Below are 17,512 nucleotides of genomic sequence, written 5' to 3'. Positions count from 1 at the left end.
AGTAGAATGAACAGTTTGGGGTGCACAAGATTATGGTAAAAATTTTATTAGTAGACGATGAAGAACGTATGTTACGATTATTAGATCTGTTCTTAAGCCCTCGCGGCTATTTTTGTATGAAAGCTACCTCTGGCCTTGAAGCACTAAAATTAATCGAACAAAAAGAATTCGATATTATTTTATTAGATGTTATGATGCCAAGTATGGATGGATGGGATACTTGCTATCAAATTCGTCAAATTTCCAACGTTCCTATCATTATGTTAACAGCTCGCAACCAAAACTACGATATGGTGAAAGGCCTCACGATGGGCGCAGATGATTATATTACAAAACCATTTGATGAGCATGTATTAGTCGCACGAATCGAGGCTATATTACGCCGTACAAAAAAAGATGGCTTTGTTAGTTTCAATGGTATTGAGTGGGATAAAACGAAACATACTGTCACAGTTTATGATGAAAAAATCTCATTAACTCCTATCGAATTTTCGTTACTCGGACTATTTTTACAAAATACAAACCGTGCTTATAGCCGAGATGATTTAATCGAAAAAATTTGGGGCTATGAAACAGATATCGAATATAGAACAATTGATTCACACATTCGTAATATCCGTGATAAACTACGCAAAAAAGGATTTCCTATTGAAGATTACCTAGAAACGGTCTATAAAGTCGGATATAAATGGAAAAGTGAATAATTACTTCGGTCAGTGGGAAATCGTATACCACTGACTCTTTATTATGAATAAGGTATGGTGAAAAAATGAGTAAACTTTCCCTTAAAATTGGGACATACTTTTTAATATTAGCTTTATGTATTGAAACAATTGCCTTCGTATCTTTTTATAAAAGTCTTTCAAAAATGCGTATTGTAGAGGAAACAGATGCTCTTTTAGAGAAAGGTAATCGCTATAGTAAAAAAATTAAAAGCCGCGAGAGACGGGATGAATATTATAAAGAAATGAAACACGCTGAACATAATAAAAATCCTAAACGTCCTGTGTACCCTGAGTTCGATATTACGAATGAGGCTGCACACTTAGTTGAATCGGAATCAATTTCTAACTCCGATATAGCTATCATTATTACTGACCATAACGGCAAAATTATTTCCACCTCAGAACCCGTAACAAAAGATATGCAAAAACAACTTACTTGTAAAACAGAAACTGTCCCAGACGGCGGATTGGTCGTTGAAAGGAACTGGAAAAAATCAAAGTTCATCACAACAGTAAGCCCACTTAACACAACAAAGTTTCAAGGAAAGCTATATATGTTATTAAAAACATCTTTCCTAGAAAATATGTTACTTAAACTCATGAACCAATTTCTTATCATTAGCGTTTTAACAATTATTTTAACAACAATTTCTGTCTTTGTTTTTTCACGCGTTATTACAGAACCACTTGTAAAAATGAAGAGAGCGACAGAAAAAATGTCAAAATTAAACAAGCCAATTCAATTAGGTATTAAACGAAATGATGAACTTGGAAGTTTAGCAAAAACAATTGAAGATTTATCGAGTGAACTTACGTATATGAAAAAAGAGCGCAATGAATTTCTCGCTAGTGTCGCTCATGAACTATTAACTCCATTGACCTATATGAAAGGTTATGCGAAGGTAGCAAAGAGAGACTCTTTAACAAAAGAGGAGCGAGAAGAATACTTACAAATTATTGAGGATGAAACGGATAGTGTAACCGATCTCGTCCAAGATTTATTTATGCTTGTACAATTAGAACAACACCAATTTGTTATAAAAAAACAAAAAGTGCTTCTTCAGCCATTTTTAGAACGAATGGTTGAAAAAACAAAAACAACATTAACAAATAAGCAAATGCAACTTCATGTATATTGCAAAGATGATTTAGAAGTTTGCATAGACGAAAGACGTATGGAACAAGTTATGTTAAATTTATTACACAACGCTTATCAACATTCGCCAGAAAACACATCCATTACGATACGTGTACTCATGGAAACAGATTCTTTTACAATAAGTGTACAAGATGAAGGTGAAGGTATTCCTGAAGAAGATATCCCGCATATTTTTGACCGTTTTTATCGTGTTGATAAATCCAGAACACGAGCTACAGGCGGAAAAGGCATCGGGCTAGCTGTTGCAAAAGAAATTGTAGAATTGCATAATGGTTCTATTCTAGTAACAAGCCAATTAGGAGCGGGAACAAACTTTATAATCGAGCTACCTTTTGAATAATATGCGTGTGAAAACACCAGTAGTAGTAAACACTACTGGTGTTATTTTGTTCATAACAACAGCTCATATAAGCTAAGCTTTTGAAATTATTCTTATTTCAATATAAAATAAAGGTACATTTGCAAAGATTTGGAGGGTGATATAATTGGATATCCATGTATTAACAAAAGACGAAGCAGAAATTTACTTAGAACTTCGCGTAGAAGGATTAAAGCAAAACCCTGAAGCATTCAGCTCTTCTTATGAAGATATTATTAATAAAGAGTGTGCGATTGAATATAAAGCACAAAAATTAGCACAAGACGAAAACTATACGCTAGGTGCATTTAAAGATGGAAAATTAATCGGGGTTGCAACACTGGAAACGAAACCATATGTAAAACAAGAACATAAAGCTAAAATCGGTTCTGTATATGTATCTCCAAAAGCACGCGGACTTGGAGCAGGAAAAGCACTTATTAAAGAATGTCTTGAGCTTGCTAAATCTTTAGAAGTAGAACAAGTTATGCTTGATGTTGTTGTTGGCAACGATGGAGCGAAAAAACTTTATGAATCATTAGGTTTTAAAACATTCGGTGTACAAGAACGTTCATTAAAATATAACGGACAATATTGGGATGAAGAGCATATGGTCTTATTCTTAGATGAAAATAAATAATAAAAAACATCCTCATGTTTGGAGGATGTTTTTTACTTTCTTGTAAACCATGCCGTGTGTAATAATTGAATCGCTTTCGCAATCTCGCCCTCTGATAATATCGCAAACCCAAGTAAAACTACATTCTCAGGCGCCGTACCGTCTTTATAGTACGTAGACACAGGATATATTTTGATACTATGTTTCGCAGCTTCTTGAATTAATTCTTCTTCCCGCATTCCATTATGCACTTTTAATAAAATGTGTAATCCCGAATCTTCTCCTATCACTTCAACACGATTAGAGAAATACTTCTCTATTTCAAAAACAAGTCGATCTCTCTTCTTTCGGTAGACGACACGCATTTTATGAATATGTTTTTCCCAATAGCCTTCATTTAAAAATCTTCTAATCACTTCTTGGTCCATTCTTGAAACACTTTGTGTATAAAATAAATATTGCTGTTGATACTTTTTAATTAATTTCTTCGGCAACACCATATAGCTCATCCGTAGCGATGGCAATAATGCTTTAGATAGCGTCCCCATATAAATAACTTTCCCCTCTGTATCTAACCCTTGCAGCGCCGGTATAGGCTTTCCAGAATAGCGAAATTCACTATCGTAATCATCTTCAATAATATACCTGCTCTCTTCTTTCTTTGCCCATTGTAAAAGCTGCACCCTTCTCGTAATAGGCATAATCATTCCATATGGAAACTGATGGGAAGGTGTAACAAATACAACATTCGCATTGCTATTTTCTAAATCTGCAATACAAATTCCATCTCTATCTAAAGATAACATTTGGACTCTTGCTTCTCCCTGTTCAAAAACAACCATCTTTCTATGATACCCTGGGTTTTCAACTGCATAATTGCTTCCCTTTAACAATTGAAACAATAGTTTCACTAATATTTGTGTTCCCGCTCCTAATACAATTTGACTAGCTGAACAACGTACACCTCTAGATTCATACAAATAATTCGTAATCTCTTCTCTTAAGCTCGCTTCTCCTTGAGGGTGTCCTAGAAAGAGAAGTTCGTTATTATGCGGCTGCCATATTTCATTTACAATTTTCCGATACATATTGAATGGAAAAGCATTTGTATCAATTCCTGTTTGTGTAAAATCAAATTTATAACTCTTCTCCTGAAACGGTACTTCTTCTATTCTCTCTCCGCTATCCTCTACATGAGCCATTTGCTCAATCTTGCATACAAAATAACCTTTTCTCGATATCGACTCAATATAACCTTCTGCAAGTAATTGTTCGTACGCTGCCTCTACTGTATTTTTACTTACTTGTAAATGTATCGCTAACTTTCGCTTAGCCGGTAATTTCGTAAAAGGGACAATTGATCCATCTTTAATCTCTTTTTTTATATACTCATACAATTGCACATATAATGCCTTTTTACTATTCATATTTAAATTAGGCGTTAATTCTAACATAGTATCTGACCCCTTAATAAAACTAAAATCTGATACTTTTTACAGTACCAGAAGTTATATATAATTCCTATTATCATGTCACACATAAAAAATCAAATACCGGAGAGGAGAAACATGATAATGAACAATGGTAGACGTATCGGACTTATTATGATTATTACAGGGGCTACATTATGGGGATTATCTGGTCCAATGATTCAGTGGCTATTTCAGCATACTAATGTATCCTCAATTGATTTTTTAACAATTCGATTGTTGCTTGCAGGAATATTTATTTTGTCTTTCTTACTTATAAAGAAACAAAATATATTTCAAATTTGGAAACACCCTAGATATTCTATACAACTTATTATTTTTTCTATTCTCGGCATGCTCGGTGCGCAATACGCCTTTATCGAAACGGTTCATATTAGTAATGCAGTCACAGCAACGCTATTTCAATTTCTAGGTCCTGTTCTTATTACCATGTATGTTGCATTTGAACAAAGAAAATTCCCTGCTTCCATGCAACTATTCGCAATTATAGCCGCGCTAATAGGAACATACTTTATTATTACAAATGGCTCAATTGAAAATATTGTTTTATCCAAAGAAGCTATTATTTTTGGACTATTAACAGCAATCGGATTTGCATTTTATACCCTTCATCCGGCTTCTCTCATTAAAGAATGCGGGACAACTGTAGTAATTGGTTGGGGGATGTTAATCGGAGGAATTGCACTACTTATTTATAATCGTTCATTCGGGTGGAATCAATTTTCACAAACCCTTACACTAAAAACTTTTTCTATGCTTATTCTTATCATTATTAGTGGTACCCTTTCTTTCCTTCTATATATCGGTAGTCTTAAATATTTAGCAGCAACAGAAACAAGCATTTTATCTAGCATTGAACCCCTTGTAGCTGCCATCGTTTCAATCACTTGGCTAAATGAATCTTTTGGAACATATCAATTATTAGGCGGCGTATGTATCGTTCTGTCCGTTATTTTTTTGACGATGCCTCAAAAAGAAACCGAACCAACCTATACAACGGAACAAATATAAAATGAAACTTTAATTAGTGGGGACTATCTCCCACTAATTATTAACCTACACCAATCGGGCTTTTACGTGATAAAAATGTCAAAAGAGGTCGTACAAAACTTACGACCTCTTTTTATACTTTAAAGGAATTGTCCCGCCTTCTAGCAAATACAATTACACTAACAATAAAAACTAGGAGTGTGGCACCATGAAAAAAATCGGAACTATGCTACTTCTCTCCTTCCTCATCACTGGATGTACACAAACGCAACCGGATTCAAAAGAACAAAAAAAAGACGTAATAGCAACGTCATCCACTCAAGTGAACGCACCTTCCTTCTTTCACCTTAGTGTTTTAAAAGATGTAAATTGGGAAGAAGCACCCTCATTCATAGACGGAAAAATACCTTTAAAAGGCATCGAAGGTAAAGTCGCAATGGCTGATAGTCCTATTATCGCAAATGAACAAAATGAAATAATGTGGTACTTTCTAGATTCTGAAATACCAACTGGAAAATTGTCTATTATTGCGCTAAAACAAGGATCTGTAACTCCAACACCAGTACTCTTTCAAAAAGAAACTTCCAAACAAACTTGGACTACTTCAAATACAATCGATTCTACTACAAGCGAACTCCCTCTCGCTATGTCACTACCTTCATCTGGATTATGGTTATTAAATATATATGTGAATGAAAAATATTATAATCAGTTTGTAATCACCGCTGAGTAAAGTGACAAAAATAAGCCACTTTCTTACAACAATGTAATTTCTACGTCATGTACTTCGATAGTTGAATTATCTCTCTTCTCTTATACTTAAAGTAAGAAATGAAACGAGGAGAGATGAGAGATGAAAAAAATGATGGAAGTGATCGTAGCAGTAACTGAGGTTTTAGTGAATGGTAAACAAGTTGCAATGGAATTAAATAAATAGTGAAGAAACATAAATAATTCTACACTTCTTCATTATTTTGATTTCTTATCTCAAAAAAGCAGTGCCTTTTAGGCACTGCTTTTCGCTATTAATAACGTGGTATTTTCGTAATTTGTGCCACGCCTGAATCAATAGCTGCTTTCGCTACTGCTTCTGCAACACTTGGAACAACTCTTTTATCTAATGGATTGGGGATTACATAATTCGCATTACGTTCTTCATCAGTAATGATGTTAGCGATCCCATATGCTGCCGCTAATTTCATCTCTTCTGTAATATCAGTTGCGCGCACATCTAACGCACCGCGGAATATTCCGGGAAACGCCAATACATTATTTACTTGATTCGCATAATCCGAGCGTCCAGTTCCTACTACAGCTGCCCCAGCCTCTAATGCATCCTCAGGGAAGATTTCTGGAATTGGATTCGCCATTGCAAACACAATTGCTTTCTCATTCATCGTCTGTACAAGTTCTTTCGTTAATACGTTAGGAGCAGATACGCCAATAAAAATATCAGCTTGGTGAATTGCTCCTTTTAACGTTCCACGCACATGTTCACGATTTGTCTTTTTTGAAACTTCAATTTGTGCTTCGTTCATCCATGTTTCACCTTCACAAACAATACCTTCTAGGCTAACTAGCGTAATGTGCTTTGCACCAGCCTTTAATAATAATTTTCCAATTGCAATTCCTGCCGAACCCGCACCGTTAATAACGATTTTCACATTATCCATTTGTTTGCTAACAACTTTTAATGCATTAATAACAGCTGCTAAAACGACAATAGCTGTTCCGTGTTGATCATCATGGAATACAGGAATATTCGTTTCTTCTTTTAATCGTTTTTCAATTTCAAAACAACGCGGTGCTGCAATATCTTCTAAATTAATCCCTGCAAATGTAGGCTCTAAATTTTTTACAAGGGTAACGATTTCATCTACATCCGTTGTGCCTAAACATAATGGGAAAGCATCTACATTCGCAAACTTCTTAAACAAAATACTTTTTCCTTCCATAACAGGCATAGCGGCTTTCGGTCCAATGTTTCCTAAACCGAGTACCGCTGTTCCATCTGAAACAACTGCCACCATATTGCCACGTGCTGTATAGTCATACACTGTTTCTTCATCTGCCGCAATCGCTTTACACGACTCCGCTACACCTGGTGTATACGTCAGGCTTAAATCATCCGCTGAATTTACCTCCACTTTACTTGTAATTTCAATTTTCCCTACTAATTCTTTATGCAATAACAATGATCTTTCATTAATTTGATTTGCTAACATACTTATAATCTCCCCTTAATTTGACAAGCTAGCTATACGAATATAGCTAGCTTGTTTGATCATGAAAACATTTTTAATAATATTGTCGCCGTTACAACCATTGCCGCCCCGCCTAAACGAGTTGAAATTTGCGCGAACGGCATTAATTCCATACGATTTGAAGCCGATAAAATAGCAACATCTCCAGTTCCGCCTAAACCGCTATGACATCCAGTTACAATCGCCGATTCAACTGGATACATCTTCATCACTTTCCCTACAAGAAAACCTGATGCTACCATTGTAAGAACAACCGATGCGCACACAACAACATATCCTACTGAAAGAACTGCTGCTACGTCTTTTAACGGAATATATAGCAATCCTAATCCAACCATTAAAGGCCAAGTTAAATTCTTCGAAATAAATTTATATAAATGGAATGCTCCTTGCTCCATTTTTGCTGGCATTAATTTAAAGTATTTCACAAGTGCTGCTGAAAAAATCATAATGATTGCCCCAGGAATACCGATGAACTTAGAAGCAAATCCTCCGAAGATGAAGAACGTACACGCAATTAATAAACCTGCTCCCATTAATGAGAAGTCAATTGGCTTCTCTGTATTTTGTTCTTTTAATAATTCTGCTTGATTGTCTGTTTTCACTAATACACCGTTACCACTAAGCTCCGGTTTCTTCTCACCTAAACGCTTCATATACCCTGCACTTACAATTGCGAACATATTTCCAATAATAGCTGCTGGAATAAGCTGTGATACAAACGTCGCTGATGATTCATTTAAAATATCACTATAAGCTAGCGACAATGGTAAAATCCCTTCCCCGATACCACCACTCACAATTGGTACGATGATAAAGAAGAATGTGTGCTTCATTTCAAATCCAAATAATGAACCGACCAATAACCCTACTGCTACAGAAGCTAATGTCCCTACTACTAAAGGAATAAACATGCGAACGAAACCTTGTACTAACACTTTACGGTTCATTCCTAAAATACTTCCGACTACTAAACAAGAAATATATAAATATAAAAAGTTCGATTTTTTCATTAACATAGTCGCAGCTTCCATTGAAGCTGGATTCATCCAGTTAAAAAATACAAGTAATGATGGAATAAATAACGAAAGTATTGCTGGACCGCCGATATTTTTTAAAATTGGAATTCTCATCCCAATATCGCCTAAGAAAATCCCCATGATCATAATAACTGCAAATCCACCAATCATATCTGCTGGTAATTTATTATATACAGATGCCCCATAAATAATAGCAGCCAATACTACATATAACGGTAAAGGTATAACACCGATTTTTACATTCATAATTTTAGAAGCGAAAGATTCTCTTTGTACTTCATTTCCTTCAGAAAATGATACCGCTTCCACATTCTTTTGAATTCCCATATGGCACCCCCTCGTTTTCTTAATAACAATATTAAAACGCTTTCAATAGTAAAAATAGTTTTTGTAAGTTTTGTAATTGATTTTGTAATTAAAAAAAGTATAAGCGACTTATATTAAGTCGCTTATACGTAAAACTCTATTTTCTTTTGATCAACACATCTTAATTTACTTACAGGTCTGCCCACATGTTGGTACATCATTTCGTTTTCTAACACCCCAATGTCAGTCAAAAACATTACATATTTTCGAATAGAAACTCTTGAAATTCCAACTAATTGTGCCATTTCATCTGTTGTAAACACTCTTCCATTCAACGACTCGATCTTCTGCCAAATTAATTGCAACGTTTGCTTCGTTAACCCTTTCGGAAGCTCTTTCGTGACAGTAGGCTCCCTTTTTTCTTTTTGTAAAATTAACGAATCTAATTCCGATTGACTAATTTTTTGTTGTTCTTTCATGAAAGTAAGTTTTTCTCGATATATAGTTAATGCCTCTTTAAATCGTTCAAATGTAAATGGTTTAATTAAATAATCTACTACACCATATTGTAATGCTTTTTTAATACTTCCCATATCATGTACAGCTGAAATCATTATAATATCGATTTCTTTTTCTTGGTTCCGGATATACATTAAAAGCTCAAAACCAGTCTCTTCAGGCATAAAAATATCAAGTAATACTAAATCTACTCGTGATTTCTCTAATATTTCGATCGCCGACTTTACTGAGTTAACTGCTTGAACAAGTTCAAATCCTCCTACTTGCTCTAAATAATGCGTATTTAGCATTGCTACCATCGGGTCATCTTCTACAATTAAAACTTTAATCATATTTGCCTCTCATCCCTACCTTTAGGTATTTCAATTGTTATCGTTGTTCCCTTACCTACTAATGAATGCATATGAATTTCCCCATTTATTCGCTGTATACTTTCTTTTACAAGATACAAACCATAACCGCGGTTATCTCCCTTTGTGGAATAACCTTTCGTAAATAATTCCTCTATTTCTTTTTCTTGTATACCTTTTCCCGTATCTTGTACTGTAATAGTTAGTATATCCCCATGTTGTATCTTAACTTCAACTCGCTTCTTTTCACAATTCGTAACTGCCTCTAATGCATTATCAATTAAATTTCCGACAATCGTAATAAGTTCATGAGTAATACTTTCATCATCTATTTCCGGCATATAAGAATCTTCACTTATAATTAATTTTATATATTTCTCTCTAGCATAGCTGAGCTTACCTAGTAAAAAACCAGCAAATACTGGACTTTTTATTCTTTTCATAACTCCACCAATTTCATATTGATGCTCTGATACCATGCCGCTTATATACTTCTGTAATTCTTCATACTGCTTCATATGTGTAAGCCCTAATACGACATGCATCTTATTCATAAACTCATGAGATTGTGCCCGTAATGCTTCTGCATATAGTCTAATACCAGTTAGTTCCTCTGCTAGTTTTCTAATCTCTGTTTTATCACGAAATGTTGCAATTGCACCAACTATTTCTCCTTTTACATATAAAGGAACTCGATTCGTCACAATCGTAATTCCATAAATATTTTGTTCTTCGTTTAATTGTACTTCTCCCGTTTGCAATACTTCTTTTATACGTGAATTTGGCATATACAACTCAACATCTTTACCGATAAAATCTTCTTCAAGTCCGCTTTTTTTAAATAGACGTTTCGCTTCATTATTAATTAATGTTACTCTAGCCTCTTTATCTACAGCAATAATACCTTCCTTTACAGATTGTAGCATCGTATTTCTTTCTTCAAGAATTTTTGCTATCCTGTGCGGCTCAAGACCGAATAAACTTTTCTTTATATGTCTAGCTAGCAATATTGCTCCTATAATTCCGACTAATACACCAACTCCGACACCAATATAAATGATATGTCTACTTTCCTTAACTCTCTCTTTTACATTATCTGCTGAAATACCAACAGCCACAGCTCCAAATTGTTCACCTGTTTCAGAAAATATTGGTACAAACACTCGCATGGAAATACCTAAAGTTCCTTCTGCTAACGATACATGTTCTTTTCCTTTCAATGCAGGCCCTTCATCTCCTCCAATAAAATGATGCCCTATTTTTTGAGGATTTGGATGTGACTTTCTTATTCCATTCATGTCCATAACTACAATAAACTGAACACCTGTGTTTTGTAATATTCTATTTGTATACGTTTGGATTGCAGAGGTATCTGCTTTCCAAACCAAACCATCGATTACAATCGAATCATTCGCCACAATGTGTGCAATTGTTTTTGCCTTCTCTGCTTGGCTATCCTCCGTCGTCCGTTCTACATTATGACTAATTAATATATCTGTCACAAGTAAAGAAAAAATTACAACTGTACAAACTAACAATGTAATCGTTTTCCATAAATTCCATAGTCTTCTTCTTTTTTTCATCCCGTTAATGACTCCCCTAATTGCTGAATAGAAAAATAAGTAAGGTGATATTATTTTCACCTTACTTATCTGCTGTTATTATACTTTAAATTTACTAGTCATCGCTTGTAGTTCTTCTGCCATCTCAGCTAAGTTTTGCGAAGCTGAACTAATTTCCTCCATGGAATTAACCTGTTCTTCTGTTGAAGCTGCAACACTTTGCATACTAGCTGTATTTTCTTCTGCAGCAGCTGCAATTTCATCAATAGCATTTGTCACTTCATTTGCATCTCCAGCAATTCTCTTCGTTGTTTCTACCATTTGATTAACTTGAGAAACAATATGTGTAGTAGAACTTAAAATTTCCGTAAAACTTACTTTCGTTTTTGTTACAACATCAAGGCCCTGTTGAACTTCTCCATTCACATTATCCATCGCCTTAACAGTATGTTCAATATCCGCCTTAATTTCTGCAATTAAATTTGCAATCTCTCCAGATGACTCTCCTGATTGCTCTGCTAATTTTCTAACCTCATCTGCTACAATAGCAAATCCTCGTCCCTGTTCACCTGCTCTTGCTGCTTCAATAGCCGCATTTAAAGCTAATAAGTTTGTTTGAGTTGCGATGCTTTGAATTGCTTCAGAAATAGCTCCTACTTGCTTTGATTTCTCATCAAGAAGTTTAATAATAGCATCTGACTCGGATACCGACCTAGAAATAGACTGCATTTGTTTTGCAGTTTGTTCAACTAAATCTTCTCCCTCTTCAGCTCTTTCTCGCGCATGTAATGAGGAAATAGAAATTGACTCTGCGCTTCCAGTTACATCTTGAATTGCTGTATTTACTTGTTGCAATGTAGCCGCACCTTCTTCAACACCTTGACTTTGTGATTCAGCCCCACCTGATACTTGTTCCATTGCAATTGTAATTTGATCTGTCGCATCATTTGCTTGCTGTACGCTCGCTGTTAACTCTTCTGCCGATGCTGCAACATGTTCTGCTGAAAAGCTAATTTGGGTAATAACATCTTGTAAAGACGTAGACATTTCATTAAATGAATTCCCTAATTTCCCTATGTCATCCTTGGAATGGATTGTAATTTTCTCTGTTAAATCTCCCTTACTAATTTTATATGCCGATTCAGCTATTTTTCGTAATGGCCTTGTAATAGACTTTGTAATGAAATAAATTAATATACTACCAAATGCAATAGCGATAGCAATGACAATCAAAGTCTTATAAAACACTGGACTGGCAGCTTGGGTAATTTCTTCATCGAACATAACGCCAACTACTTTCCAGCCCGTTTTCTCATTTGTTGCAAAGATTAAATTCTTTTTATCATCTTGTTCTGTATAAGACACATTTCCTTGTTTATCTTCATAGATTGGTTTAATCCAAGGATCAGTAACTTTTGCACCTGGTTTCCTAGATGGATGACTAACAATTTGCTTATTTTGATCTAAAATAACTGCATAACCTTTTTCACCAATGTTAATCATTTTGGAAATTTTTAAGATGTTATCTAAATTTAAATTAATTCCTATAACACCTTTACCATCTTTTACTTCTTTCGCAATTGTCACTACCATATTTTTTGTAGATGCTGACTGATATGGTGCAGTAACAATTACTTTCCCTTTATTTTCATGAGCTTCTTTATACCAAGATCTATCTGTTGGATTATACCCATCAGCCATCTGGATAAATGGTTCTCTTATAAACTTTCCTGTCTCTGTTCCAATATAAATACCTTCTACTTCTGGATGAAGCTTTATATATTGTGCTAACTTCGTTCTTACTATTTCTTCCTGTCCATTTGGATATGTATCCTCTGTTAAGATGTCTGCAAAGTACGTCGCATCAACAAATTTCTCTTCTATATTTTGAGAAATAACAGTATTTAAAATCGAAATATTCTCCTTTGCTTTAGCTGTCATTTGATGTTCAAAATTTGTTTTGGCAGTTTGATATGAAACACCACCGATAATAATTCCTGGTATAGTTAAAATAATAAAAAATGAAATGATTAATTTTTTATTGATACTCATACATTTAACCCAGTTAAATATTTTTTGCATAATAAGCCTCCTTTATGTAATGTGGATACTTGTGTCATTTTATACAATTAACATATATAAAACAATATATAATGATAACATGTAATTTTTTCGTCAATTATGCATTTTTGCATATTCACTCCTTATACGTATTTTAATCATAAAAATAAGAGAACTTTAGCATTATATATGCTAAAGTTCTCTTATTTCTTAACAGCTTATACTCTATAAAACTTCTCTTATAATCCTCAAATCTTTATCCTTCGCCTTATAGTCATATTACTAAAACTCTTCGTCCTAATTTATTTGACGCTCTTTACATAACTAATTGCCTGACTTCCCATTTGCGCCCATGCCTGTTCAAAGGTTTCTCTCGGTACTTTTACATCTAAGCTACCCTCAAGTGGATCTCGAATATATACAGATTCCTGATCATACCCGATAAGTACAATACAATGTTCATTATACGTAATAGAAACATCTCCACTATTTGTTTCCCATGTAGTAAATTCATCTGCATCTAATGGTGCAAATGTTGCATTTGTGATCATGACTACAGGTTGCCCTGCTTTTATACTCTTATAAATTTCTTCTATATTCTTCCCTGTTAAATCTACAGCTTTATTAGGTAAACATTTTTCCGCTAACTGAAAAAGTGGCCCATGATATACACCATATCCCGATTCAGAAAATGTATAAATATTACCTACAAATCCTTCATTTGGATTCCCGCGCACACCATCGTCTATAAAATCAACTTTTTTTATTTCATTTGCTAATGTCATCTTATCCACTGAAACACCAGCGTATTGTAACATCATCGCTAAACTCGTCACTTCACAGCCTCTATCCAATTCTGGTAACTGCTGAATTAAGGGAACATTTGATAAGATGACTTTTTCATCGTTATTACTAAACTCCGTTTCTTTTCCTTTTTGTATATTTGAGAATGTTAACTTCTCTACATACTTTGGAATTCCATTTGTATATACACTCCATATTGCTGCACCTAGTAAAGCTGTACATATATACCACTTCAATTTTCTTATCGCTTTCACACCCTTATTAATTCGTTAAATAAGAATAAAATGCGTCAGCATCCGTTCGTACCATCGGTACAAAATTTAGTTCTTTTCCTTTTTCAGGCTGATCTTTTTTTATCTTTTCCGCTAACTCTTGAATATTCATATTCATTTTATCCATATTAAGCTCATCTGCCATTTGTAGCACCTTTTGTTCATTAATTTCTCTTAATATTTGATATATATCTTTACCATACAAATCAATATGATGTTTTTTTGCTTCTTCTTGTACTTTTTGTTCGTACACTTCTTGTGCTAACTCTTCAATTTCTTTTCCTTTTTGAGAAATGTCTAGCTTTTCTGCTTCTTCTCTTACTTTCTTTCCGTAGATTTCTTCCGCGATGTCTTCGATTTCTTTTCCATCTGTCGAAATACCTAATTTATCTGCTTCATCTTTAATTTTAATCGCATTAATTTGAGTAATTAAATCTACAATTGATGTATTCTCTATAGATATACCTAGCTTTAACGCTTCTTGCTTTACTTTTGTTTCATAGATTTCTTCTGACAGCGTCCCAACATCTTTTCCTTCAATCGATATGCCTAACTGCTCTGCTTCCCTTCCTACTTCTGTTTCATGAATTTCTTTTTCTAGTGTAATTTGTTCTTTTCCTTCCGTTTCAATACCTAGTTTCTCTGCTTTTTCTTCTGTATGCACTGCATGTATCTTACCATTGTTCAATTGTTCTTTACTGCGCTGCGTGTAATCTGTCTTTCCTTTTTGTGTTTCAGAAGGAGAGGCACCCCCTAATATACTTAAACTCATTACTCCAATAGTGAATACCGTCATCATTTTCTTTTTCAAAATTAATTCCTCCCTCTTATACTTTCTTTCCCATCATTCCCCTAGTTTTTTTAATACTATACATACATCTCATCGCTGCTTGAGATAACATTATGATTGATAAACCCCACTCACATACACCTAGTCTCTTCTTCATGTAACGAACTTTCTTTATGCCATACATAATATAAATAGTTTCTTAACTTTACCTTAAAAAAAGACGACCCTGTAAAAACAAGGTCGTCTTCTTACTTATATTTTTTGGTTCTTAGGGAAAATCACTTCAAAACAAGTGCCATCTCCCCATTTGCTCTCTACTGATATTTTTCCGTAATGCTTTTCTACAATCCAATTTGCGATTGAAAGACCTAATCCAGCTCCTTCTGACGTACTTCTTGCTTTATCCCCTTGATAAAAACGATCAAATAATTTCGGAATATCTTCTTCTTTCACTCCTATCCCGTCATCTTTCACCTGTATGCGAATTGAACTACTCGTTTGCGTGCAATCAATTTGAATATGCCCACCTTCGTTTGTATACTTCATCGCATTATCTAACAGTATGACCATCATTTGATGAATCCGCTCTCTATCAGCCATAAAAGATACACCACGTTCTACTTTTAGCATCATTTCTTTTTCTTGATAAGAAGCAATCTCTTTATATGGAGCTACTATTTCTTCTAACAATTTATCAAGTTCAAATGTTTTCTTATCCATCTCAATTTGATTAGAATCAGAACGTGCTAGCAATAATAAATTACTAACGAGTTTCGATAACCGCCTACATTCTTTTGAAATTGTAGAAATATCCATCGCTTTTTCTTCTATCGTAGCGGATGGTGACTGGAATAAAACATCCGTTTTTGATTGAATAACTGCAAGTGGTGTCCTGAGTTCATGTGATGCATCAGAAACGAATTGCTGCTGTTTCTCCCATGAACTTTGAATAGGTACAAGTGCTCTACCAGCTAGGAAAAAGCCAATACCTATCGCACAGAGGCTTCCTATGCTACAACCTATAACGAGAATTAAAAATAAAGTATTTAACATTCCTTCTTCCGCTGTTATATCTCGCACGATTTGAACTATTTCTCCATCTTTTTGAAGCGAAAATGCTCTAAAATATCGTCCTTGTACTTCAATATCTTGTAACTCCTCTAATTTTTCGGGAGAAAAACTTTCCAAATTCTCTTCAAAAATAGAACGGAATTTACGGTTATCGCCCTCTATTTTCACTATTTTCCCATTCCAAGTTATTCTAGTTACTCGCGGATCTCCAATTTGGATATTCTCCATGCGTTTTCTTGGTGGTATTTTAACATCTAATTTTTCTCTATACTGAGCCATCATTTTTATAGATTGATCCACTTCATTATAAATACGCTTATATGTGTATGAATAAATAATACTACCTAATATACCTATTAATAGAATAAATACTAATGAGTTCACTATAGTCAAACGAATGCGTGTTTTTTGAAACATACTTCCTTTTTTCATTGTTCTTTTAATATATATCCAATACCTCGAACGGTTTGAATATCTTTCTGATAACCGAATGGTTCTAATTTTTTACGCAAATGATGCACATATACTTCTACAATCGCTACTGTAGTATCTGAATCAAATCCCCAAACACGATCAAAAATTTGTTCACGCATTAAAATCTTCCCGCTATTTTGAATGAGATACTCTAGTAGCTCATATTGTTTCAATGTCAACTTAATACTTTGTCCATCTACTTGAACGTCTTTATCTTTTCCGAACAATTCAATCCCTTTATAACGAATTGTTTGCTGCGTTGTTAAACTACCACTTCTGCGTAGTAAAGCACGAATTCTCGCTTTTAATTCAGGGGCCTGAAATGGCTTAACAATATAGTCATCTCCACCAAAGTCCAATCCCTTCACCCGATCTTCTAAAGAATCTCTCGCTGTCAAAAACAGGACTGGTGTTTCAATCTTTTCATCTCGTATTTTTTGAATCACTTCAAATCCGTCCATCCCTGGCATCATCACATCCAGCAAAATTGCATCATATATATTTTGAAGAGCTAAAAACAATCCATCTTCTCCATTTATTGCCGTATCTACTTCAAATTCATCACGTAAAATTTGTACGATAGACTCTAATAACGAAGCATTATCTTCTACTACAAGTAAACGCATGCTCTCACCTTCCATCAAATAGTTCAATTCTA

Annotated in this window: 15 protein-coding genes; 5 read left to right on the top strand and 10 right to left on the bottom strand. The window is 34.5% G+C overall.

What is annotated here, in order from left to right:
• Positions 1-32 precede the first annotated feature (32 nt).
• The 3 genes from V6946_RS02900 (at position 33) to V6946_RS02890 (ending at position 2,882) form a co-directional block, all read left to right on the top strand.
• Positions 33-704 carry a response regulator transcription factor gene (locus V6946_RS02900; protein ID WP_000238957.1) on the top strand — a complete coding sequence of 224 codons (672 nt, stop codon included), beginning with the start codon at positions 33-35 and terminating at the stop codon, positions 702-704.
• A gap of 65 nt (positions 705-769) precedes the next feature.
• A complete protein-coding gene (locus V6946_RS02895) occupies positions 770-2,224 on the top strand; it encodes a HAMP domain-containing sensor histidine kinase (protein WP_000041024.1) in 1,455 nt (484 codons plus the stop codon).
• A 145-nt stretch (positions 2,225-2,369) separates the two neighbouring features.
• Entirely contained in the window at positions 2,370-2,882 is a 513-nt protein-coding gene (locus V6946_RS02890; protein ID WP_000351212.1) for a GNAT family N-acetyltransferase, read from the top strand.
• A 32-nt stretch (positions 2,883-2,914) separates the two neighbouring features.
• Here V6946_RS02890 and V6946_RS02885 read toward each other — a convergent pair whose 3' ends face one another.
• Positions 2,915-4,315 carry a PLP-dependent aminotransferase family protein gene (locus V6946_RS02885; protein WP_006925042.1) on the bottom strand — a complete coding sequence of 467 codons (1,401 nt, stop codon included), beginning with the start codon at positions 4,313-4,315 and terminating at the stop codon, positions 2,915-2,917.
• Positions 4,316-4,435: 120 nt separating this feature from the next.
• On the opposite strand from V6946_RS02885, the gene V6946_RS02880 reads away from it, so the two are divergent.
• Both V6946_RS02880 and V6946_RS02875 read left to right on the top strand, forming a co-directional pair.
• Entirely contained in the window at positions 4,436-5,362 is a 927-nt protein-coding gene (locus V6946_RS02880; RefSeq protein WP_001059054.1) for a DMT family transporter, read from the top strand.
• Between the two features lie 187 nt (positions 5,363-5,549).
• Positions 5,550-6,074: a DUF4871 domain-containing protein gene (locus V6946_RS02875; protein WP_006925045.1), complete on the top strand. Its 525-nt coding sequence runs from the start codon at positions 5,550-5,552 to the stop codon at positions 6,072-6,074.
• A 292-nt stretch (positions 6,075-6,366) separates the two neighbouring features.
• Here V6946_RS02875 and V6946_RS02870 read toward each other — a convergent pair whose 3' ends face one another.
• From V6946_RS02870 to V6946_RS02830, 9 genes are all read right to left on the bottom strand, one after another.
• Positions 6,367-7,566 carry an NADP-dependent malic enzyme gene (locus V6946_RS02870; RefSeq protein WP_006925047.1) on the bottom strand — a complete coding sequence of 400 codons (1,200 nt, stop codon included), beginning with the start codon at positions 7,564-7,566 and terminating at the stop codon, positions 6,367-6,369.
• A gap of 59 nt (positions 7,567-7,625) precedes the next feature.
• A complete protein-coding gene (locus V6946_RS02865) occupies positions 7,626-8,972 on the bottom strand; it encodes a 2-hydroxycarboxylate transporter family protein (RefSeq protein ID WP_000512722.1) in 1,347 nt (448 codons plus the stop codon).
• A gap of 122 nt (positions 8,973-9,094) precedes the next feature.
• A complete protein-coding gene (locus tag V6946_RS02860; RefSeq protein WP_000598666.1) occupies positions 9,095-9,802 on the bottom strand; it encodes a response regulator in 708 nt (235 codons plus the stop codon).
• Entirely contained in the window at positions 9,799-11,403 is a 1,605-nt protein-coding gene (locus V6946_RS02855) for a sensor histidine kinase (protein WP_406622204.1), read from the bottom strand. Before V6946_RS02855 ends, V6946_RS02860 begins: the two co-directional genes overlap by 4 nt.
• A gap of 78 nt (positions 11,404-11,481) precedes the next feature.
• On the bottom strand, positions 11,482-13,323 hold the full coding sequence (locus tag V6946_RS02850) for a methyl-accepting chemotaxis protein (protein WP_406622344.1): 1,842 nt from the start codon (positions 13,321-13,323) through the stop codon (positions 11,482-11,484).
• 422 nt (positions 13,324-13,745) lie between these two features.
• Positions 13,746-14,501 carry a C39 family peptidase gene (locus V6946_RS02845; RefSeq protein WP_006925054.1) on the bottom strand — a complete coding sequence of 252 codons (756 nt, stop codon included), beginning with the start codon at positions 14,499-14,501 and terminating at the stop codon, positions 13,746-13,748.
• A gap of 7 nt (positions 14,502-14,508) precedes the next feature.
• On the bottom strand, positions 14,509-15,330 hold the full coding sequence (locus V6946_RS02840) for a hypothetical protein (RefSeq protein ID WP_000728587.1): 822 nt from the start codon (positions 15,328-15,330) through the stop codon (positions 14,509-14,511).
• Between the two features lie 231 nt (positions 15,331-15,561).
• A complete protein-coding gene (locus tag V6946_RS02835) occupies positions 15,562-16,812 on the bottom strand; it encodes a cell wall metabolism sensor histidine kinase WalK (RefSeq protein WP_006925058.1) in 1,251 nt (416 codons plus the stop codon).
• A complete protein-coding gene (locus V6946_RS02830; protein WP_001238623.1) occupies positions 16,809-17,480 on the bottom strand; it encodes a response regulator transcription factor in 672 nt (223 codons plus the stop codon). Before V6946_RS02830 ends, V6946_RS02835 begins: the two co-directional genes overlap by 4 nt.
• Between the last annotated feature and the right edge of the window lie 32 nt (positions 17,481-17,512).

This window comes from Bacillus sp. PPSBB_2, assembly GCF_045291115.1.
Classification (GTDB): Bacteria; Bacillota; Bacilli; order Bacillales; family Bacillaceae_G; genus Bacillus_A; species Bacillus_A cereus.
This window is presented reverse-complemented; position numbering and strand designations above follow the sequence as displayed.

Excerpts from the sequence above, each read along its gene's own strand:
- V6946_RS02870 (WP_006925047.1), bottom strand. The coding sequence starts at position 7,566 with ATGTTAGCAAATCAAATTAATGAAAGATCATTGTTATTGCATAAAGAA.
- V6946_RS02865 (WP_000512722.1), bottom strand. The coding sequence starts at position 8,972 with ATGGGAATTCAAAAGAATGTGGAAGCGGTATCATTTTCTGAAGGAAAT.
- V6946_RS02860 (WP_000598666.1), bottom strand. The coding sequence starts at position 9,802 with ATGATTAAAGTTTTAATTGTAGAAGATGACCCGATGGTAGCAATGCTA.
- V6946_RS02880 (WP_001059054.1), top strand. The coding sequence starts at position 4,436 with ATGAACAATGGTAGACGTATCGGACTTATTATGATTATTACAGGGGCT.
- V6946_RS02875 (WP_006925045.1), top strand. The coding sequence starts at position 5,550 with ATGAAAAAAATCGGAACTATGCTACTTCTCTCCTTCCTCATCACTGGA.
- V6946_RS02855 (WP_406622204.1), bottom strand. The coding sequence starts at position 11,403 with ATGAAAAAAAGAAGAAGACTATGGAATTTATGGAAAACGATTACATTG.
- V6946_RS02835 (WP_006925058.1), bottom strand. The coding sequence starts at position 16,812 with ATGAAAAAAGGAAGTATGTTTCAAAAAACACGCATTCGTTTGACTATA.
- V6946_RS02885 (WP_006925042.1), bottom strand. The coding sequence starts at position 4,315 with ATGTTAGAATTAACGCCTAATTTAAATATGAATAGTAAAAAGGCATTA.
- V6946_RS02895 (WP_000041024.1), top strand. The coding sequence starts at position 770 with ATGAGTAAACTTTCCCTTAAAATTGGGACATACTTTTTAATATTAGCT.
- V6946_RS02850 (WP_406622344.1), bottom strand. The coding sequence starts at position 13,323 with ATGACAGCTAAAGCAAAGGAGAATATTTCGATTTTAAATACTGTTATT.
- V6946_RS02900 (WP_000238957.1), top strand. The coding sequence starts at position 33 with ATGGTAAAAATTTTATTAGTAGACGATGAAGAACGTATGTTACGATTA.
- V6946_RS02830 (WP_001238623.1), bottom strand. The coding sequence starts at position 17,480 with ATGCGTTTACTTGTAGTAGAAGATAATGCTTCGTTATTAGAGTCTATC.